Below are 21107 nucleotides of genomic sequence, written 5' to 3'. Positions count from 1 at the left end.
GCGCCGGATATTCAGAGAATGTCCAATGCAGGCAGGCCGTGAACGATTTTTTGGGTTTCGAGGCTGACGGTGATGACGCGCAGCAGCAGTTCCAAGGGGTAGCGCGGGTTGTGCATGGTCTCGCGCGCCCAGTCGTTGGCGTCGTTGGTGATGCCGGACTTTTTGTCGGTGGTGACGGACTGCCGTTCCATCACCCATTCCAGTGCCGGTTTGCCGTTGACGATGTAGTCATAAGCGGCTACGGGGATGTTTTCCACGGTGATTTTGTCGTTGTAGATGATGCGGGTTTTGTCATCTTTTTTGGCGAATTTCATTTTGCGCACGGTGAAGTCCGCATCGCTGCCGCCGAGAATGGCCTGCGGGGTGAGGGCAAGGTTCAGCTTGCTGGCGAGGGTGACGCCGGTGTGGATGGGCACGGTTTCGTAGTGGAGGTGCAGGGCGGCAAGCTCGCGCCCCGCCCGGCTGAAGGCAGCGAAACCGGCGTAAGTTTTCATGCGCGGGATGCGCGGCAGTTGTTTGCTGAGGTTGTCGGCATAGCGCGCGCGGTATTCTTCGCTGTGCAGCAGGCCGTAGATGTAATAGAAGATGTCTTCTTTGCTGATGGTTTCGGTGTAGGGTGCCTGGAAATGCGCCAGCGCGCCGTCGGTGATGGCGCTGCGGCGGACGAGTTTCTTTTGCGGTGCGCTGCCGCCTGCGGTGAAGAGGTCTTGTTGCGGCGTGTTCATGCGTCTTCCTCCGTCTCGTAGAGGAAGAGGGGGAAGCATTGAGCATCCCCTATCAAATGTAGGTCGGGGATGGTGTCCGTCATCAGAACGGAAAAGCCCTTGCTGCCCGTCACGGTCAGACATATTGCCAAGTTCTCTACGCCGCCCGTCGGTATAATCGTCCGTCCGTCCGTCCGTCCGTCCGTCCGTCCGTCCGTCCGTCCGTCCGTCCGTCCGCTCTGCGATTTCTACGTCTTCTTCCGGTTCAAATAAATCTTTGGGGAAACACTGCCCTTTGGAAATCATCTCCAAATCAGGGATTTGGTCTGTGATTAATGCGGAAAATTCTTTGGTTGCCCCGCGTCCGGTTACGGAAATAACTTGATTACTGACATCAGGACTTGGAAATATTTGCGGTATCTGTCCAACACGATGATTCATCATACGGTCATAATAAACAAACTGTTTGGAAAAGGGTCTATACATACCAATAGTTATTTTGTTTGGACTGAAATGTGCAGTAATTCCTTTTTCAAGTTTAGGAATCAGACTGCTAGACCAACTAATTTTGGTTTCATCTTTTTCAATAAAATCATTTAAATCAGGGGATAATCCGTTATTGAGCGCCATCTGAAAACGATAAGTCTCTTGGTTATAACAATTAATCATTGTCTGCATATTCCTCTCTAGTTTTGAATTAGAGAAGTTATACACCCAAGCATCTCTATTGCTTCCCAAGCCTAACGAATAATTATCAAAAATTGTAACTTCTGCTTTGTCTTTCTTATCCCCCAAGCTGATGTAGTTGTCAAAATTAGGGTCGCGCTGGTTGAGCCAGTCGTTATGTTCGTCAGGGATGATTTCCTGCCAGCCGTGCTGGGCGGTGATGCCGTTGATGCTGCCGAGCTCCGCTATGGTCGCCAGTTTTTCTTCGCGGGTAAGGTAGTCACCGATGTCGTGGTAGTAGATTTGCCCCTGTTTTGTCGCTTGCGGGTTTTTGACGAGGATGGATATGGCGATGGGGGTACGGGTGCCTTGTCCGAAAACGTTATCTTTTTCTTGGCGACGGCGTTCGCCTGATGTGCGGGCATTGCCACGCAAATGGAAGATGTAAAGGCTGCTGAATTCTTCGACCAGGCACTGGCGCAGGCCATCGGTGGTATTGGCATCTATCCAGCCGGCATTGGTGACGAAGCCGATGATGCCTTTATCGCCTTTTTCTTTGATGCGGTCGGATGCCCAACGAATGGCGCGGATGTAGCTGTCCATTAGATTTTTTGTAGAAGTCGCCGTAGATTGTGCGGCATAGGTTTGGCGGATGCGTTCATCCAGGTGCGGATAGGCGATATTGGCGTTATTGTCGTTGGCAGATTCTTGTCCGGCGGAATAAGGCGGATTGCCGATGATGACGCGGATGTCCAGGGCTTTTTGCCGTTTGCGGCGGGCGCTGTTGTCCACCAGCATTTCGTTGAGGTAGTCGCCTTTTTCGTACATCTGGAAGGTGTCGGTGAGGCAGATGCCGGTGAAGGGCTCGTATGCCGCCGCTTGGTTTTCGCTGCTTGTCAGGTCGTGGTAGGTGGCTTCGATGTTGATGGCGGCGATGTAGTAGGCGAGCAGGACGATTTCGTTGGCGTGTATTTCGGCGCGGTATTTTTGCGGCAGGCGTTCGCGCGGGATGATGCCGCTTTGCAGCAGGCGGGTGATGAAGGTACCTGTACCCGTGAACGGGTCGAGGATGTGCACACCTTTGTCTTGCAGGCTGCTGTTGAATTCGCGGCGCAGGATGTCTTCGACGCTGTGGATGATGAAGTCCACGACTTCGACCGGGGTGTAAACGATGCCGAGGCGTTCGGTCATGCGCGGGAAGGCGTTGCGGAAGAATTTGTCGTAAAGCTCGACGATGATTTTTTGTTTACCCGCCGCGCTGTTGATGCCTTCGGCGCGCATTTGCACGGATTTGTAGAAGTCTTGCAGGCGGTCGCGTTCTTTGTGCAAGTTTTTGTCGTGCAGGCGTTCGAGGATGTCCTGCATGGCGAGGCTGACCGGGTTGTGCGCGGCGAAGCTGTAGCCGGCGAAGAGGGCATCGAAGACGGGTTGGGTAATCATGTGCTGCGCGAGCATTTCGATGATGTCGTTGTCGCTGATGTCGCCATTCAGGTCGTCGCGCAGTTCGGCGGCGAAGTTGGCGAAGGCGGCTTTTTCGGCGTGGTTGGCGGGGTCGGCCAGGATGGCGTGGATGCGGTCAATGTGGGTGTTGGCAATTTTGGCGATGTCGCCCGCCCAGTCTTCCCAGTGGTGGCGGTTGCCGCATTTTTTGACGATTTTGGCGTAGAGGGCGCGCTCGATTTCGCCGACTTCGAATGGCAGGTTTTCCTGAACACGTGGCGGCGGGGTTTCGGGGCTACCGATGTCGTAGCTGCCCCGCTTTTCGCGCAGGGTTCTGGCAGTTTTGCCGCCACTTTGGGTTTTGGGCTGGATTTTGTCGGCGATGGCGATGACTTCCATTTTGTGTTCGTCTTTGCCGTTGAATTCCAGTTTGTTGATCATGGCGTCGAAACGGTCATCGTGGGCACGCAGGGCGTTCAGCACTTGCCAGACAACGCGGTAGTTTTCGTTTTTGTCGAGGGCGTCGGCAGGGTCGAGTCCGGCGGGGATGACGACGGGCAGGATAACGTAGCCCCGTTTTTTGTTTTTAGCGAGACGCATGACGCGGCCAACGGATTGCACCACGTCCACCTGCGAGTTGCGCGGGGTGAGGAAGAGCACGGCATCCAGCGCGGGCACGTCCACGCCTTCCGAGAGGCAGCGCACGTTGGAGAGGATGCGGCAGGTATTTTCTGCGGTTTCTTCTTTCAGCCATTGCAGGCGCGCTTCTTTTTTGACGGCATTCATGCCACCGTCCACGTGTCTGGCGTCGCACAGCATGGTGAGTTGCGGTGGCAGGCGCAGGCCGGGGTTGTCCCGCTGCCATTCTTCTTTTTCCGCCGTCTGGTAGGCCTTGACGACATCTTTGAAGCTATCGGCGATGAGGCGCGAGCTGACTTTGTGTTTTTTGCCTTTGTAGTTTTTTTCGATGACCTGGCAGAAGGCAACGGCGCGGCGCATCGGTTCGTACAGCGCACCTTCTTCGCCACTCAAGCCGTATTTGGACAGGGCTTTCCAGCAACCGACGATTTTGGCGGCATCATCTACTTTGAGTTCGTTGTGGCCGTCGGCGAGCAGGCCTTGCAGGCGGCGGTTGATGTGCGCTTCTTCGATGGCAAGGACGATGACTTTGTAATCAACGAGTAATCCCTGGCTGACGGCGGATGAGAAGTTGAGGGTGTGGAAGGTGCCACCGTAGTGGGTTTTGTCGTCCATGGAATAGAGCACGACGCCCTCGGTTTCTTTGGCCTTGTCGCCATAGATGCGCGGGGTGGCGGTCATGTAAAGGCGTTTTGCACCCCGGATGGTGTCGTTGTCGTGCACTTTGACGAAGGCGGATTCTTCTTGTCCTTCGAAGGTGGCGCCGGTGGTGCGGTGCGCTTCGTCGCAGATGATGAGGTCAAAATCAGGCAGGCCGTATGCCGCCTGTGCCTGATGAATGACGTCGATGGAATGGTAGGTGGCGTAGGTGACGGTCATGTGTGCGTCGTCGTGTCGCCGCTGGGTGGCGTGGTAAAGGCTTTTGGCGCTGGTGGTGGCGGGGTAGGCGAGTTCGCTGCGGGTGATGAAGTCGGCATCGTCTTCTTCTTTTTTGCCGATTTTGCTGTCGGAACAGACGGCGAAGTTGTGCAGCGGCAGTTCGCTGTCCTGTGTCCATTCGCGCAGGGTCTGGTTGAGCAGGGCGAGGCTGGGGACGAGGAAGAGGACGCGTTTACCGCATCCGGCGACCTGCTCGGCAATGCGCAGGGCGGTGAAGGTTTTGCCGGTACCGCAGGCCATGATGAGTTTGCCGCGCGTTTCGCCGCGTGCGTAGCCGCGCGCCACGTCACTCAGCGCTTTTTCCTGGTGCGGGCGCAGGGTTTTCTTGTCTTTGAGCGGCGGGGTTTGCCCGCTTTGGTAGCGAGCCCAATCAATTTTGCTTTCTTCCAGGTCGCTCAGGGTAATGGTGCTGACGGCGGTTTGCTGACCATGCAGCGCGTCAGCAGCGTTTTTCGACCAGTGGTTGGTGGTCGTAACGATAATGCGGTGACTGAAATACGTTTTGCCGGAAGCGGTGAAAAAGCTGTCGATATCTTTTTTTTGCAGGGTGTGATCAGCGGCGTAGTTTTTGCACTGGATGGCGTGATATTCGCCGTCATGGGTGGTGGCGACGAGGTCAATACCCGCGTCGCCGGTGCTGCCCAGATGCAGTTCGTCCAGATGGGCGGCTGCCCATACGGCGTAGGGCTGCACGGTATGGTATAGGTCGCGGTATTGCGGCTCAGTCTGGAAGTAGTCCAGCATCAGGCGCTCAAAGGCGGTGCCCTGGTCGCGGATGGTCGGGCTTTCGGCGCGGAAACGGGCGAGGAGGTGTTGCAAGGGGGTCATGGGATACTCGGTCTGTTTGCCAGATGGGGGATTTTACAGAGCAGGCCGGATGATGCAAAAGCCGCGTTGACGTTGTCTTGGCGGGGGCTTGTGTGTATGATTGCGCGCGTTTCGCCGGTATAGCTCAGTTGGTAGAGCAGCGCATTCGTAACGCGCAGGTCATGGGTTCAAGTCCCTTTACCGGCTCCATTTTCTCTTTACCTTCGCCCCGCTTCGCGGGGCTTTTTTGTGCGTGTTTCATGCGCGTTGTCCCGGGCTGATGCGCCAGTCGCGCGCCTGTTCGCCCGCCCGCCACAAGCGGGCGTAGCGGCCGTTTTGCGCCATGAGGCTGTCGTGCCTGCCGGATTCCACCAGCCGCCCGCGCTCGAAGACGAGGATTTGTGCGGCGTCGCGGATGGTGGGCAGGCGGTGGGCGATCATCAGCACGGTTTTGCCGCGCATCAGTTCGCGCAGCGCCTGCATCAGCAGGGCTTCGTTTTCGGCGTCGGCGAAGGCGGTGGCTTCGTCAAGGATGAGGATGGGGCGGTTTTGCAGGATGGCGCGGGCGATGGTGAGGCGCTGCTGCTGGCCGCCGGAGAGGGTGGCGCCGCGTTCGCCGATGCGGGTTTGGTAGCCGTCGGGCAGGGCGGCGACGGTGTCGTGGATTTGCGCGGCGCGGGCGGCGGCCTCAACTTCGGCATCGGTGACAGCGGGGCTGCCCAAGCGGATGTTGTCGGCAATGCTGCCGCTGAAGAGGATGTTGTCCTGGAAGACGAAGGCCACTTGCGCCATCAGGGTTTCGGGCGGCAGGTGGCGGATGTCGGCGCCGCCGATGCGGATGTGGCCGCTATCGGCGTCCCAGAAGCGCGGGATGAGGCGGGCGACGGTGGATTTGCCCGCGCCGGAGCCGCCCACCAGCGCGGTCAGGCTGCCCGCCGGGGCGGTGAAGCTGATGTCGGTGAGGGCGTTTTCGCTGCGGCCGGGGTAGCGGAAGCTGACGTGCGCAAAGACGACATCGGCGCCGGCGGGCGTGTGCGGCGGTTCGTGTACGGGCAGCACGGGCGCATCGAGAATGGAGAGGATGCGTTCGGCGCTGATTTTCGCTTTGTCGATCAGGTGGATGAGGGCGATGTAGGGCATCAGTGCGTCGGCCATGCCGGTGCCGATGAGCAGCACGGCGAGCCAGACGGGGAAGGGCAGGGCATCCGCCTGCCACCAGTAGAGGCCGCACCAGGCGAGCGCGAGCAGGGTGGGCACCGGGTTGAGCAGCACCAGCGCGCCGCGCGCCTGCACGCCGACATCGGCATACCAGCCGATGAGCACGTCGCGGTAGTGGTCGAGCGCGCGCTGGTAGCGGCCGAAGGAGGCGGCGCCGCCGTCGAAGGTGCGCACCACCGGCATGGCCTGCACGTATTCGATGACGGCGGTGTTGACCTGTTCGCGGGCGGCGTTGTAGGCGGCATGCGCCGGGCCGACCTGGCTCATCATGATGCCGAACAGCACGAGGCCGACGGCCAGCACCGCCGTGGCTACCAGTGCCAGCCGCCAGTCGATCAGGTAAAGCACGACGAGGCTGATGAGCGGCGCGGCGTAGCTGCGGGCGTAGAGCGGGGTGCTGTCGGCGACGAAGCTGTGCAGGTCGCGCACGTCGTCCTGCATGATTTTGGTCAGCGCCGGCGCGCCGTGGTCGTGCAGGTAGCCGAGCGGCACGCGGGCGAGGTGGCCGGCGAGGCGTTCGCGCAGGATTTCTTCCAGGCGGAAGGCGGCGAGGTGCGAGACGCGGAAGGATTGGGCGCGCAAGCCCCAGGCGGCCAGCGTCAGCGCCACCAGCGCGGCGGCTTCGCCCCAGGCGGTGCCGCCGTCGAGCAGGTGTTTGAGGATGTGTGCCGTCAGCAGCAGTCCGGCCACGGTCAGGACGGATGCGGCGACGGAGAGGCTCATGGCAAGGCGGATGCGGCCGCGCACGGGGTCGATGATGCGCCAGTGGTTGGTTTTCATGGGGAGCTCCGGTTGGGGTTGACGGTGATGATAGCGGTTCGCATTGGAACTGTCATCGCTTGTGTGGTTTTTCGTGGCGGCATTGTGGATTTAGCCAAAAGTGCGGTAACACTTCCACATAATTCAGCGTGAATGTGTTAGAATCTGCGCGAATTTTCAACTGTGAGGTGTTTTTTATGTCTGCTTTGATTCCGCTCAGAAAACCGCTTCTGGAACGCCTGCAACGTTATGTGAAGGTGCATACCACTTCCGATGCCGCCAGCGATACCGTGCCGACCACGCCGCAGCAGTGGGATTTGCTGAAGCTGTTGCGCGATGAAGTCACGGCGCTCGGCATGACGGAAGTCTCGCTCGATGACAAGGGCTATCTTTTTGCCACCCTGCCCGCCACCACCGACAAGAAAGTGCCGGTGCTGGGCTTCATGGCGCACGTCGATACTTCGCCGGAATGCAGCGGCGAGAATGTGAAGCCGCAGGTGATCGAGAATTACGGCGGCGGCGATATTCCGCTCAAAGGCAGCGGTAAGATGCTTTCGCCCAAAGAATTTCCGGCGCTGGACGGCCTGCACGGACACACGCTGGTCACAAGCGACGGCACGACGCTGCTCGGCGCGGATGACAAGTCCGGCATCGCCATCATCCTTTCGGCGGTGGAATATCTGCTGGCGCATCCGGAAATCCCGCACGGAAAAATCCGCGTCGCCTTCACCCCGGACGAAGAAATCGGGCGTGGGCCGAAACATTTCGACGTCAAGGCCTTCGGCGCGGATGTCGCCTATACCGTGGACGGCGGCCCGCTGGGCGAATTGCAGTACGAAAACTTCAACGCCGACGAAGGCGTCGTGACCTTCTATGGCCGCAGTGTGCACACCGGCACGGCGAAGGGCGTGATGGTGAACGGCCTTGCCCGCGCCTGCGAATTTCACAACCGCCTGCCTGCGCACCTCACCCCGGAAGAAAGCGAAGGGCGCGAAGGCTTCATCCACCTCTACAAATTCGAGGGCACACTGGAAGAATGCCGCCTGCGCTATCTGCTGCGCAGTTTCACCCGCGAGGAACTCGCCTCCCTCGGCACGATGCTCAAAGACACGATGGCGGCCATGCAGCGCGATTACGGCGAACACTGCGGCAAGGTCGAAATCCGCGAGCAGTACCGCAACATGCGCGAGAAGGTCGAACCGCACCGCTACATCATCGATATTGCGGAAAAAGTGATGCGCGATCTCGGCATCACGCCGCTGACCGCACCGATTCGCGGCGGCACCGACGGCGCGCAGATTTCCTACATGGGCCTGCCGACGCCGAACCTCTTCACCGGCGGGGAAAACTTCCACGGGCCGTTTGAATTTATCTCGCTGGATGTGATGGAGCAGGCGGCGAACGTCGTCCTCGGCATCAGCCGCGAGTTTGCCAAGCGCGATTAGACAAGGGACGCGCGCAACTGTTGCGCCTGGCCGTTGCGCGCGGGAAACAATGCGACGTAAATTTTCGTGGGATGGGCACAAGGCTGCTGTAAATCGCCGCAAACATGGCATTAGCTTTGAGGTTGCCACGCAGGTGTTTAATGACCCGTTTGCCGTCTCCTTTCCCGAGCGGATAGAAAATGGTGAACGCCGTTGGCAAACCATCGGGTATGCAGGCGGTACACTCCTTATGCTTGTTGTCCATACCCTGCAGGACGATGAAGATATGGAATTTATCCGTATCATCAGTGCCCGTAGAGCAGACAAAAATGAAAGGAAGATTTATGAGTACGGTTGAGTATGACGGCATCCCGCCGCTCAGTGAAAAAGACAAGGTCGATCTGCGCCGTCTGGCGGCATTGCCCGATGACACGATTGATTACAGCGACGCGCCACCGCTTAAAGCAACGGCCGGCGGTATCCGTGGACGTTTCTACATACCACAGACCACGGAAATCACCCTCAGGCTGGATAGTGATGTTGCCGCCTGGCTCACCGCCACGGGGGATAGCTACCACGAACGGCTAAATGCCATCCTGCGCGACGTGATGCGTCTTTCTTCCCGCCCGTCAGCGGATAATCCCTCTTCCCCCTGAACGTCCGGGACACCGCTTGCCTCCCACCTAACCGGAGCATCACCATGCATAGCGCAACTTACAGCCTCACCATCGGCACCCTTGCCGTCTTTGCCGCAGGCTGGTTTGTCGTCAAGGGCTACAACGCCAAAGGCATCCTTTTCGGCATCGGCCTCGTCCTGCTCGCCATCGCCCTGGCCAGCGGCTACCCCATCATTGACGCCCCCAGCGGCCATCCTGTTTCCGACATCTGCAACTACCTCTACGACCTCTTCAAAGAGCGCGGCGGCGGCCTCGGCATGCTCATCATGATCTTCGTCGGCTTTTCCGCCTACATGTCGCACGTAGGCGCGAACGACGTCGTCATCCGCATCCTCTACAAACCGCTGCGCTACGTGAACTCGCCCTACGCCGTCATGTCCGGCGGCTTCCTGCTCGGCGCGCTGATGTCAATTGCCATCAACTCGGCGACCGCCCTCGGCCTCTTCCTCATGGCGACCCTCTTCCCCATCATGACCCGCCTCGGCATCAGCGTGCCCTCCGCCGCCGCCATCTGCTCCTCCACCATGATGGTCAACCTCTCGCTCACCGCCGCCGACGTCATCTACGCCTCGGAAAAAGCGAACATGGACATCATCGGCTTCGCCGTCAAAACCCTGATGCCGATGTCCTTCATCGCCCTCCTTTGTGCCGCCATCGCCCACTTCTACTGGCAGCGCTACTGCGACCGCCGCGAAGGGCTGCTGCAAAACACGGGCGGCGCGGAAGCCGCCATCGACACCGCCGAAGCCGCCGCCCTGAAAACCGATGCCCCGACCGGCTACGCCATCCTGCCCTTCCTGCCCATCATCGGCCTCTTCATCTTCGACGGCACCATCGCCGCCGAAATCAGCCTGGGCGGGCTGGTCATCCTCACCGTCCTCATCACCGCCCTGCTCGAATACGCACGGGCGCGCAGTGCGGAAAAAGCCTACGAAGGCCTCGAAGTGCTCTATCGCGGCATGGCGGAAGGTTTCTCCGGCGTGGTCATGCTGCTCATTGCCGCAGGCGTTTTCGCACACGGCCTGGAAAGCATCGGCTTCGTCAATGCGCTCATCACCGCCGCCCAGGGCATCGGCACCGGCGTCAACCTCATCATGCTCATCCTCGTCGTCGTTACCCTGCTCGTGACCATCGCGACAGGCTCCGGCAACGCCGCCTTCTTCGCCTTCGTCGAACTCGTGCCGAAACTGGCGGGGCAAATGGGCTTCAACCCCGTGTACCTCATCGCGCCCATGATGCAAATCTCGAACACCGGTTACAGCCTCTCGTCCGTCTCCGGGGTGATGGTCGCCGTCTCCGGCGCGGCCAAAATCTCGCCGCTGCTGCTCGTCAAGCGCAACAGCGTGCCGTCGCTCACCGCCGCCACCGTGGTCGTCATCTACACCATGCTGATCCTGCCGAAATAAGCGGCAAATCGCCGCTTGCCGCCGCTACTGCGGCGGCTTTTTTATATTCGGTGTTTTCAGCTGGATAGTCCCAACCGCTTTGCCACATTAAACAAATTCAGCCTTTTATTGCCTGAATTCAGAATAAAAAAACCACGTAAAGAACGAAACCAAGCATAAAGATCCAAGAATCATCATTTTTTCACTAAAAAACCTTTGTCAGCTCCAGAAAGCGTGCTACGCTGTCGCGTCCGCATGAACCGGCGGTAACATCCCAATAAAATTCATGAAAAACAAAGAGGTAACCTATGACAGCCAGCACGTCCCGGCGCAGTCTCTTCACCCGTTTTCTTGACGGCGTGGAAAAGGCGGGCAACAAACTGCCCGATCCGGTCTTCATCTTCATCATCCTCTGCGCCATCATCCTCATCGCCTCCTGGCTGTGTGCGCTGGCGGGCGTAACCGCCACCAACCCCGCCGACGGCAAAATCATCACCGCCGTCAACCTGCTGAACCGCGAAAACATCGTGCGCATCATCGAAGACGCGGTGAAAAACTTTGCCAGCTTCCCGCCGCTCGGCGTCGTCCTCGCTGCCATGATCGGCGTCGGCGTCGCGGAAAAATCCGGCTGGTTCGAAACGCTGATGAAAGTCGCTGTCGCCCGCGCCCCCGCCAACCTGCTCATCCCCGTCATCATCTTCGTCGGCATCATGGGCAACATGGCCGCCGATGCCGCCATCATCGTCCTGCCGCCGATCGCCGCGCTGCTCTTTCTGCGCATGGGCTATCACCCCATCGCTGGCATGGTCTGCGCCTACGCCGCCTGTCTCGGCGGATTTGCCGCCAACCTCACCGTCGGCCTCACCGATGTACTCGCGCTGACCTTCACCCAACCCGCTGCCGCCCTGATTGACGATAAAGTGCCGCTCAATGCCGCGATGAACTACTACTTCATCGCAGCCTCCACCTTCCTGCTGCTCGTGGTCGCCTGGTGGGTAACGGGCAAAATCCTCCTGCCGCGCATGGGGCAATACACCCCGGAAGCCGGCGTGGTAACAAACGATGATGGCAGCGTCAGCCCCGACGAACGCAAAGCCATGCGCGCCGCGAACTACACCCTGCTTGCCCTGCTCGTCCTGCTGCTCATCCTCACCGTGCCGGAAGGCGCACTGCTGCGTAATGCCGCGACCGGCAGCCTCATCGAAAAATCCCCCCTGATGAACGGCATTGTCTTCATCATTGCCCTGCTCTTCTTCTTCCCCGGCCTGGTCTATGCCTTCGTCGCCGGCACCGCCAAAAGCGGGCGAGACATATCGCGCATGATGGGCGACTCCATGGCAAACATGGGTACCTACATCGTCATCGTCTTCTTCGCCGCGCAAATGCTCGCCTTCTTCAACTGGAGCAACCTCGGCATTATCATCGCCATCAAGGGCGCGGCGCTGCTGGAAGGGCAGAACGGCATCACCCTCATCCTCGGCATCATCGCCCTCTCGGCGGGCATCAACATGCTCATTGGCAGCGCCTCAGCCAAATGGGCTATCCTCGCTCCTATCTTCGTGCCGATGATGATGCTGCTTGGCTACCACCCTGCCTTCACCCAAATGATCTACCGTGTCGGTGACTCCATCACCAACCCCATCACCCCAATGATGCCCTACATGCCGCTGCTTCTCTCCTACGCACAGCGTTACAGCAAAAACATCGGCATGGGCACCCTCATCGCCGCACTCATGCCCTACACCATTGCCTTTACCATCTTCTGGACCCTGCTGCTTATCGGCTGGTACCTGATGAACTGGCAACTCGGCCCAGGCGGCTTCATTTACCTCTAAACCCAGGAAAACCACAATGGAACAATACCTGCAACAACTCACCGCATGGCGCCGTCACCTGCACCAGCATCCTGAACTCTCCTTCGAAGAAGTGGAAACCAGCCGCTTCATTGCCGAAGAAATGGGTAAACTCAAACACGCAAGCCGCATCGAACGCCTGACCCCGACCAGTGTCGTCGTCGTCTTTGCCACCGGCAAACCCGGCGCCAAAATCGGCCTGCGCGCCGACATAGACGCCCTACCCATCCAGGAAGAGCGCGACGACCTGCCCTTCCGCTCGGTGAATGACGGCAAAATGCACGCCTGCGGTCACGACGGCCACACCGCTATCCTGATGGCCGCCTGCCGCTATTTTGATGATCACTACGACCAACTCAGCGGCGAAATCCACGCCATCTTCCAACATGCCGAAGAAAAGCTGCCTGGCGGCGCGCGGGAAATGGTCGCCACCGGCTACTTTGACGACTTTGACTTCATCTACGGCCAGCACCTCTTTTCCACCTCGCCGGTTGGCATCCTTGACATCAAAGACGGCATGGCCAGCGCCAACACCGACGCCTACTACCTCACCATACGCGGCAAGGGCGGACACGCCGCCATGCCCGAAGGCAGCATTGACCCCGTCGTCATCGGTGCCCAGTTCGTCACCCTGCTGCAAAGCATCGTCTCACGCCGCGTCTCGCCGCACGATGCCCTGGTCATCTCCAATACCGTCTTCCGTGCCGGGTATGCGCAGAACGTCATCCCCGACAGCGCCGAACTCGTCGGCAGCGTCCGCACCACCAGCGAAGAACACCGCCAGTTTGCGCGCAAAGCCATCGAAGACCTCATCAAAAACCTCTGCGCGGCAAACGGCGCGAGCTACGAACTCGACTACCAAATCGGCTACGACGTCACCTGGAACGATCCGGCGAAAACCGCCATCGTGCGCGAACTCGCCACCGCCCGCTTCGGCGCAGAACACATCGTCAGCCTGCCGGGCATGATGGGCGGCGAAGACTTCAGCGCCTTTGCCCGCTGCGCCCCCGCCACCTACGCTGTAATCGGCTCTGGCGCGCCCAACTTCGACTACCCGCACCATCACCCCAAATTTGGCCTGGACGAACGCTGCTTCGCCATCGGCCTGCAAATGATGATTGACGTCGGCATGAACAGTGCCCGCTTCAAAAACTGAATCCGAAAGCCGCCTGCGGGCGGCTTTCGACCACCTCTGGCCATGAAAACAAAAGACTTCCTCAAAAACATCTGGCATGCCTTTTGCCCGCCGCCCGTAACCGCCGCTTCCCTCGCGCAGGATGCGCCGCTGGTCATACCCAGCCGCTACGACTTTGCCGCGACCGTCGCCGCCATCGAAACCGCCATCCGCGACCACGGCATGACCCTCTTTGCCCGCATCGACCATCAGGCGGCGGCGCAAGCGGCGGGACTCGACATGCAGCCCGCAACCGTCCTCATCTACGGCAAACCCGCCATCGGCACCCTGCTGATGCAAAACGACCCGACCCTCGCCCTGCAACTGCCGCTGAAAGTGCTCATCACCGTCATCGACGGCGGGGTGCGGGTGCTGCTGAACCGCGCCGAGCAAGTGGTGGCGCGCAGCAACACCCCGTACAGCGCGGTGGAAAACACCCTCGCCAATGCGGAAAAACTGATACGCGCGACCGTCGCCGTGCAACCGTAAAACCCCAGAAAATACGCCGCTTGGCGGGGCCGGGATTTATCCCGCTTGGCGGGCGGCAGCGTACAATGCCGCCCGTTTTCTTGTGCGGAGGGATGATGCTGATTTTGCTGAATAAGCCGTTTAACGTGCTATGCCAGTTCACCGACAAATCCGGGCGGGCGACGCTCGCCAATTATGTGGACGTGCCGAACGTCTATCCGGCGGGATTGCTGGATTTTGACAGCGAGGGGCTGGTCGTGCTCACTGACGATGGCCGCTTGCAGGCGCGTATCGCCGACCCGCGTTTCAAGCTGGCGAAGCGCTACTGGGTGCAGGTGGAAGGTGAAGCGGATGAAGCGGCGCTCGCGCAGTTACGCGCCGGGGTGTGGCTGCGCGACAAGAAGGCGAAGACGGCGCGCAAGACGCTGCCCGCCGAAGTGCGCCGCATCACGCCGCCTGCGCTGTGGCCGCGCGAGCCGCCGGTGCGGTTCCGCAAATCGGTGCCGGATTCGTGGCTGGAAATCGTCATCCGCGAAGGGCGTAACCGCCAGGTGCGGCGGATGACGGCAGCGGTCGGCCTGCCGACGCTGCGTTTGGTGCGGGTGCAGGTTGGTGATTGGTCTTTGGGCGCGCTACAATCCGGACATTGGCAATTTGTTAAAAAATGAGGTTTTTATGTTGAAGGAAGCGATTGATTTGCTGGTGCACGGCCAGGATGTGCCACCGGAGTTAATGCGCAGCGTCATGCTGGCTCTGATGCATGGCGAGGCCGATCCGGCAGCGGTTGGTGCCTTTTTGACGGCGCTGGCGATGAAGGGCGAGACGGCAAGCGAGGTGACAGCCGCGGCGCAGGTGATGCGCGAACTGGCGAAACCTGCCGATTTGGGCGAGGGCGTGCTGGTGGATCCCGTTGGCACCGGCGGCGACGGCGCCAGCCTCTTTAATGTCTCGACAGCGGCAGCGGTGATTGCCTCTGCCGGCGGGGTGAAGATTGCCAAGCACGGCAACGTCGCCGCCAGCGGCGCTTCCGGCAGCGCCGATGTCTTGCGTCAGGCAGGTGTGGTCGTGGATCTCGAACCCGCGCAGGTGAAAGCATGTATTGCGGAAACAGGTTTCGGCTTCATGTTCGCCCAGGCGTACCATCAGGCGATGCGCCATGTGGTGCCGGTGCGCCGCGCCATCGGCATCCGCACCGTGTTTAACGTCCTGGGCCCGCTGGCCAACCCCGCCGGAGTCAAGTACCAGGTGCTGGGCGTGTTCAGCAAGGCGTGGCTGTGGCCGATGGTCGAAGTGGCGCGCGCGCTCGGCGCCAGGCGGGTGCTGGCGGTGCATGCGCAAAACGGGCTGGACGAATTCAGCGTCACGGCGGTGAACAATGTGGTCGAACTGCGCGACGACGGCATCATCTTCGAGCATGCGGTTGATCCCAAGGATTTCGGCATGAAGCACGCTGACCACAGCGCGCTGCGGGTCAGGGACGCGGCGGAGAGCCTCGCCCTGATTGAGCAGGTCTTTGCCACGGGCGCGCCGGCGGTGGGCTTCGATATGCTGGCGCTGAACGCGGCGGCCATCTTCCTCGTCGCCGGGGCGGTGCCGGATCTGGCGGCAGGGGTGGAACGCGCCCGCGCCCTGATGCGCGACGGCAGCGCGACGCGGCAGTTGCACCGCATCGCCGCCTGTTCGCAACGTTTGCAGGGAGCGAAATGATGGCAACGATTCTGGATGAAATCCTCGCGCACAAGCGGCAGGAAGTGGCGGCGCAGAAACAGCGCATCGATATGGATCAACTGGTGGCAAACATCGCCGCCAGTAACGACGCGCCGCGCGGCTTCATGAAAGCGCTGCTGGCGCGGGTCGCGGTCGGCGGCACGGCGGTGATTGCCGAAATCAAGAAGGCTTCGCCCAGCCTCGGCGTCATCCGCGCCAATTTTGACCCGGTGGCGATTGCCGAAAGCTACGCGGCGGCGGGCGCAGCCTGTCTCTCGGTCTTGACCGACGAAAAATATTTTCAGGGCAGCGCCCGCTACCTGCGCCTGATCCGCAGCGCGGTCGGCCTGCCGCTGCTGCGCAAGGATTTCATTATTGACGAATACCAAATCGTCGAAGCGCGCGCGCTCGGCGCTGATGCCGTGCTGCTGATTGCCGCTGCCCTGAATGATGCCGAACTGGCGCAATTCACCCGCGTCGCCCACGACCTGGGGCTGGACGTGCTGGTCGAAGTGCATGACGAAGCCGAATGCGAGCGCGCACTCAAACTGCCGCTGCGCGTTATCGGCGTCAACAACCGCAACCTGCATGACTTCTCCGTCTCGCTCGACACCTCAAAACGCATCAAGGCCATGCTGCCGCCGGATTACCTGCTGGTTTGCGAAAGCGGTATCCACACCCGCGCCGACATTGATGAAATGCAGGCAGCGGACATTCACGCCTTCCTCGTCGGCGGCGCGCTGATGCAGGCGGATGACCCCGGCGCGGCGCTGACGGCGCTGCTGGCACCGGCGGGATGAGCCCGTTATGCAGCAAAAAGGCAGACGGCGGCGTCTGCCTTTTTTGTTGCCGGATTGCCGCGCAACGGGCGGCGGCGCGGCGCAAGATGGGAATTTGGTATGGTGTCGGGGCGGGATGTCTGTGGCACAATCCGCCGCTTCTTTTTGTTGTGGAGGTTGTATGTTCCGTTCTTTCCGCCTGGGCATCGCTGCCCTGTTTTTGTGGGTTTCCACCTTTGCCTGCGCCTTGCAGAGTTACGTCGCCGAGTATGATTTGTCGATTCGCGGGGTCGGTGCGGGCCGGGTGCGGCATGAGGCGTTTTTCAATGATTTGGGCTACCGCGTGGAGGCGACCAGCAATCCGTCGCTGGCCGCGAAGATGCTCGGTTATGGGCAGATTCACGAGAAGGCGGAAGGCCGTATTGCCGGCGACCGCGTGATTCCCGGTTCGTACCGCCGCGAGATGCAGGGCAAGGAAAACCAGTTCGTTTATTACAATTACAGCGATGTGGCGAATGGCCGGATTCAGGCGGTGATCGGCTCGCAAAACAAGGAGCTGCACGTCAACCCGAATGAACCGGCGCTCGATATTCTCGCCCTGGTGGTGCAGAGCACGCTGGATGTGGAGCGCGGGCGCGCCGGCGAACACAAGTACACGCTGGTCAACGAAGACCGCGTCCGCAGTTATGAGGTGGCGCAGTTGCCGGACGAGAAATGGAAGGACGGCAAGAGCGGCAGGACGGTGCCGGTGAAGGTGTTTGTGCAGACCAGCGGCAACCGGCAGACGAAAATTTACTTCGCCGAAAATCCCCTCCGTTTGGTAAAATTACAACAACTCAAGGATGGGGAATCCCGCTTCACCCTGAAATTATTGAATTACAAAGCACTCTAATGTAATGAAAGTTCTCCTGCTCGCACCCAAAGACTCGCCGACTTATCTCAATGCGCTTTATGCCGCTTTGCGCGTGCAGGTTGGGACTTGTGATCTTTATGCGCTGGATGGCAAGCAAAGTGCCAATCTGGATGATTTTTTTCGTCATTTCGTCCGTCTGCCGCATTACGACCGCATCGTTTTGATGTACGACGGCGATTTTATTTATCAGCAGGGGCGTTTTTTACGCACATTGCCGAATCTGGCGATGCTGCGGCCGGAATTCGATCCGCCGGAAACGCGGCGCAAGATGAAATCGAATTTTCACGCGATGCCGTGGCTGCGCTGGATCGGCAGTGATGTAGACGTGGCGCAGGAGTACAGCGGGCAGGGGCATGATGTCTTCTGGATTCCGCAGATTTATGATCCCGAACATTTTTTTGCGCGCGCCAAAGTGCGCGAGTTGCCTGCCTGCCATGTATATGACGGTGGCGGGGAGGTGGCGGCGCAGTTGCAGAAAGCACTTGCCGGCAAGATGGAGCTGAATGTGCTTGCCCGCGCCCGCGAGGCGCTGTGGACGGAGATGAGCAGCGGCATCGTCGGGCGCGAGGATTTGTTCGTCTTTATTCCGGAAAGCGACCGTTATGACCCGACGCCGATGATTTGGGCGATGGCCTGCGGCGCGGTGGTGCTGACCCCCGACCCCGGTAACGAAATCCGCATGATTTACCGCTGGCGCAATTTGCATGACACGATTTTTTTCAACAAGAAGGATGCGCTGATCCCCATTATTGACAAGATCTTGCTGAATCCGCACCGCCTCGCCAGTCTGGCGCAGCACGCCCTCGCCCGCGTCAAGATTTTTCAGCCGCAGAGTATCGGGCAGCGTATCGGCGAGTTCCTGGAAACGCAGGTGCGCAATCCGGCGGATTATCCGAAGCGCCAGCGCATTTTTGGGTTTGAAATCTGAATGTTGTCGCGTTTATCTGTTTTCTTGCGGGATGTTGCGCAGCGTCCCGCCCTGTTGTTGAACGGTTGCATTCCCGCGTTTGCCCTGTTGACGTCTGTCTGGATCTGGCTGGAAGGCGGGTGCGTGCTGGATGTCGAGTCGCTGCAAACGCTGTGGCGCAGCACGCATGGAGCGCAATCGTTTTTTGAGTATCTGCTTGCGCCGTTGCAGGCAAACGACAACGCGGTGGTGGCGCTGATGGCGCTGTTTTCGACGCTGTCGCTGTGGCTGTTCTGCCGCATCGCCCGCCTGACCGGTATCGGCCCGCAGACGACGCTGCTGCTCTTCCTGCTGCTCAATTTCAATCCTGAATACAACGACGTCCGCCTGCAAGTCAGCGCCTTCCAGCCGGTGATGGTGCTGTGGCTCGCGGGGCTGTACCTGTTCCTCGCCCATTACCGCGCGCATCTGTATCCCGCTTTTGCCGCCTGGGCGCTGACCGCCTGGCTGGCGGCGCTGTTTGTCCCTGCCGCCGCGTTCTGGGCAGGCGGTTTCCCGCTGCTGTTCCTTTTCTGGCCGGGGCGCAGCCGCTGGCGGCAGCGTTTGTGCGAACGCGGCAGTTTCCTCCTCGCCTATTACCTCCTGATCGCCTGCGTTATCTGGGCGGTCCCGCCGTGGCGGGAAGCGGTCGCGGCGTGGCTGCCCGCCTTCATGCAAAATCTCGATTTGAAGCGGCACGATATGTCTTTCTTCATCAATGCCAACAGCCCCGCCGACATCAGCATATTTGAGGGATTCTTGATTGCGCTGCTGCTGGTAGCCGTCAACGCCGCAAAAATCATGGGGCCGCTGGTTGTGCTGCTCGCCGTCCTCGCCGCTTCGCGCCGCCTGATAAACACCGTGCTGGAAGGGCGGGTGCGCCTCTTCTTCCTCTTCTCGCTCGGCTATTTCTGGGTGATGGCGGCGCTGGCCTTCATGTATTACGACGCGCTGCCAAGCGACCTCTATTACACCCCCATCACCATGCTGACGCTGTGGCTGGCCTCCGGCGTGGTGTTCTACGCCCTGCAACGCGTCAAAAGCGGGCGCATCCCGCCGCAGCGCCTGCTGATTCTCACCTGGCTGCTGGTCGCCTATGCGCTGGCCAGCATCATCACCTTCGGCCCGTCGCTGACCTACCTGCGCGAAGCGGGCGAATGGGCGCGCGCGCAGAACGGCAAAGGCCGGGTGTTCAGCAACAGCCTGACCGCACTCTACTACGGCGGCGGCGCACCTTTCCGTGGCGGGGACGGTTTTGCCGAAATGGGCAACGCCGTGTCCCGCTACTACGACATTGGTGCAGACGACCTCTACATCCACATCCAGGGGCGGAACAACCCGCAACCGCCGCAAGACCTCGAACTCTTCGACGTGTTGCACACCGTCGCCAACGAGCGCGGCGACAAGGCGCTCATCCTGCGCCTGAAAGCCGAATGACCCCGGAAGAACTGGCGCGGCGGCGCGGCTTGCCTCCCGCCACCCTGCACCGCCTGCTCGCCGAATACCAGTTTGCCCTGAGCGACGAAATGGCGGCCGCGCTCGGCGATGCGCCGGATGACCCCATCGCGGCGCAATTTTTCCCCGATGTACGCGAACTCACTGTCGCCGCCGGCGAACTGGGCGACCCCATCGGCGATGCGCCGCATTCACCGCTGCCGTCGCTGGTACACCGCTACCCGAACCGCGTCCTGTGGAAAATCTCGCCGGTCTGCGCCGTGTACTGCCGCTTCTGCTTCCGCAAAGAACACATCGGGCGGCGCGGCAAAGCCCTGCGCCGGGCGGAAATCGACGCGGTCGCCGCCTACCTCGCCGCGCATCCGGAGGTCGAAGAAGTCATATACAGCGGCGGCGACCCGCTGATGCTCGGCGTGAAAAAACTGCAACAATGCGCCGCCGCCTACCGCAGCCTCGCCCATATCCGCCGCCTGCGCATCCACAGCCGCATCCCCGTCGTCCAGCCCACCGCTATCAACGACGCGCTGCTCGCCCATCTGGACGGACTGCCGCAAAGCCTGCACATCGTCATCCACGTCAACCACAGCGCCGAACTGACCGCGAACGCCCGCGCCGCCCTGCGTATCCTGCGTGCGCACGGCGCGCTGCTCTATGCACAAACCGTGCTGCTCAAAGGCGTCAATGCCGACGCGGACATCCTTGCCCGCTTGATGAACGACCTGCTGGATGCGGGCGTCGTCCCCTACTACCTGCACCATCCCGACCTCGCGCGCGGCACCGGCCACTTCCGCACCAATCTCGCCGAAGGCAAAAAAATCGTGCGCGAACTGCGCCGCCGCCTCTCCGGCATTGCCATGCCGACCTACATCGTCGAAATCCCCGGCGGCGGGGGCAAAGTGCTGGTCGGCGAACTCACCGTCGAACAGGAAACCGCGCTCAACAAACTCGGCATCCGGTGATGCCAAGCCCGCATAAAAAACGATAAGATACGCGGTTATTACCGCAACATTGCCTGTTCATGATGACAGCGGATCAACACGAACGGCGTGATACCACCACACCGGCAGATGCCGGTACACATCCCCAACGAAAAGGAACGCAACATGGCACAACAAGTCAACCTCACCATCAAGGACACCGGCGGCCGCGTTATC

The 21107-nt window shown here is 60.2% G+C and carries 16 protein-coding genes and 1 tRNA gene; 15 read left to right on the top strand and 2 right to left on the bottom strand.

The window, feature by feature from the left end; all coding sequences use genetic code 11:
• Positions 1 to 11 precede the first annotated feature (11 nt).
• Positions 12 to 5216 (bottom strand): type ISP restriction/modification enzyme, encoded by a 5205-nt coding sequence (locus Q0562_RS01275; protein WP_298640077.1) that lies wholly within the window; start codon positions 5214 to 5216, stop codon positions 12 to 14.
• A 113-nt stretch (positions 5217 to 5329) separates the two neighbouring features.
• On the opposite strand from Q0562_RS01275, the gene Q0562_RS01270 reads away from it, so the two are divergent.
• Positions 5330 to 5405: transfer RNA gene (locus tag Q0562_RS01270), tRNA-Thr, on the top strand.
• A gap of 48 nt (positions 5406 to 5453) precedes the next feature.
• On the opposite strand, the gene Q0562_RS01265 is transcribed toward Q0562_RS01270, so the two are convergent.
• Positions 5454 to 7193: an ABC transporter ATP-binding protein gene (locus tag Q0562_RS01265; protein ID WP_298640075.1), complete on the bottom strand. Its 1740-nt coding sequence runs from the start codon at positions 7191 to 7193 to the stop codon at positions 5454 to 5456.
• 176 nt (positions 7194 to 7369) lie between these two features.
• Between Q0562_RS01265 and pepT the strand changes: the two genes are divergently transcribed.
• From pepT to Q0562_RS01195, 14 genes are all read left to right on the top strand, one after another.
• Entirely contained in the window at positions 7370 to 8617 is a 1248-nt protein-coding gene (gene pepT, locus Q0562_RS01260) for a peptidase T (RefSeq protein WP_298640073.1), read from the top strand.
• Between the two features lie 49 nt (positions 8618 to 8666).
• Positions 8667 to 8954 carry a BrnT family toxin gene (locus Q0562_RS01255; RefSeq protein WP_298640070.1) on the top strand — a complete coding sequence of 96 codons (288 nt, stop codon included), beginning with the start codon at positions 8667 to 8669 and terminating at the stop codon, positions 8952 to 8954.
• Complete coding sequence (locus Q0562_RS01250) at positions 8941 to 9252, top strand: BrnA antitoxin family protein (protein WP_298640068.1); 312 nt, start codon at positions 8941 to 8943, stop codon at positions 9250 to 9252. The genes Q0562_RS01255 and Q0562_RS01250 overlap by 14 nt, the downstream gene beginning before the upstream one ends.
• A gap of 44 nt (positions 9253 to 9296) precedes the next feature.
• Positions 9297 to 10679 carry an anaerobic C4-dicarboxylate transporter DcuC gene (gene dcuC / locus Q0562_RS01245; RefSeq protein ID WP_298640065.1) on the top strand — a complete coding sequence of 461 codons (1383 nt, stop codon included), beginning with the start codon at positions 9297 to 9299 and terminating at the stop codon, positions 10677 to 10679.
• A 287-nt stretch (positions 10680 to 10966) separates the two neighbouring features.
• A complete protein-coding gene (locus tag Q0562_RS01240; RefSeq protein ID WP_298640062.1) occupies positions 10967 to 12493 on the top strand; it encodes an AbgT family transporter in 1527 nt (508 codons plus the stop codon).
• Positions 12494 to 12509: 16 nt separating this feature from the next.
• Positions 12510 to 13667, top strand: a complete 1158-nt coding sequence (locus Q0562_RS01235; RefSeq protein WP_298640060.1) for an amidohydrolase — start codon at positions 12510 to 12512, stop codon at positions 13665 to 13667.
• 42 nt (positions 13668 to 13709) lie between these two features.
• On the top strand, positions 13710 to 14174 hold the full coding sequence (locus Q0562_RS01230) for a DUF302 domain-containing protein (RefSeq protein WP_298640057.1): 465 nt from the start codon (positions 13710 to 13712) through the stop codon (positions 14172 to 14174).
• A gap of 92 nt (positions 14175 to 14266) precedes the next feature.
• Positions 14267 to 14821: a pseudouridine synthase gene (locus Q0562_RS01225; RefSeq protein ID WP_298640054.1), complete on the top strand. Its 555-nt coding sequence runs from the start codon at positions 14267 to 14269 to the stop codon at positions 14819 to 14821.
• Between the two features lie 7 nt (positions 14822 to 14828).
• Complete coding sequence (gene trpD, locus Q0562_RS01220) at positions 14829 to 15860, top strand: anthranilate phosphoribosyltransferase (protein WP_298640052.1); 1032 nt, start codon at positions 14829 to 14831, stop codon at positions 15858 to 15860.
• Positions 15857 to 16660: an indole-3-glycerol phosphate synthase TrpC gene (trpC, locus tag Q0562_RS01215; protein WP_298640050.1), complete on the top strand. Its 804-nt coding sequence runs from the start codon at positions 15857 to 15859 to the stop codon at positions 16658 to 16660. Before trpD ends, trpC begins: the two co-directional genes overlap by 4 nt.
• Positions 16661 to 16820: 160 nt before the next feature.
• Positions 16821 to 17531, top strand: a complete 711-nt coding sequence (locus Q0562_RS01210) for a hypothetical protein (protein WP_298640047.1) — start codon at positions 16821 to 16823, stop codon at positions 17529 to 17531.
• A gap of 4 nt (positions 17532 to 17535) precedes the next feature.
• The gene (locus Q0562_RS01205; protein ID WP_298640045.1) at positions 17536 to 18480 is read left to right on the top strand and encodes a glycosyltransferase; all 945 of its coding nucleotides are present in this window, start codon (positions 17536 to 17538) and stop codon (positions 18478 to 18480) included.
• An 87-nt stretch (positions 18481 to 18567) separates the two neighbouring features.
• Positions 18568 to 19935, top strand: a complete 1368-nt coding sequence (locus Q0562_RS01200) for a hypothetical protein (RefSeq protein ID WP_298640042.1) — start codon at positions 18568 to 18570, stop codon at positions 19933 to 19935.
• The gene (locus tag Q0562_RS01195; protein ID WP_298640039.1) at positions 19932 to 20912 is read left to right on the top strand and encodes a KamA family radical SAM protein; all 981 of its coding nucleotides are present in this window, start codon (positions 19932 to 19934) and stop codon (positions 20910 to 20912) included. Before Q0562_RS01200 ends, Q0562_RS01195 begins: the two co-directional genes overlap by 4 nt.
• Positions 20913 to 21107: the final 195 nt, after the last annotated feature.

Origin of the sequence: uncultured Cardiobacterium sp., from assembly GCF_938028825.1 — a bacterium.
Classification (GTDB): Bacteria; Pseudomonadota; Gammaproteobacteria; order Cardiobacteriales; family Cardiobacteriaceae; genus Cardiobacterium.
Note: the sequence above shows the minus strand (reverse complement) of the source record. Positions and strands in the feature narration are given on the sequence as shown.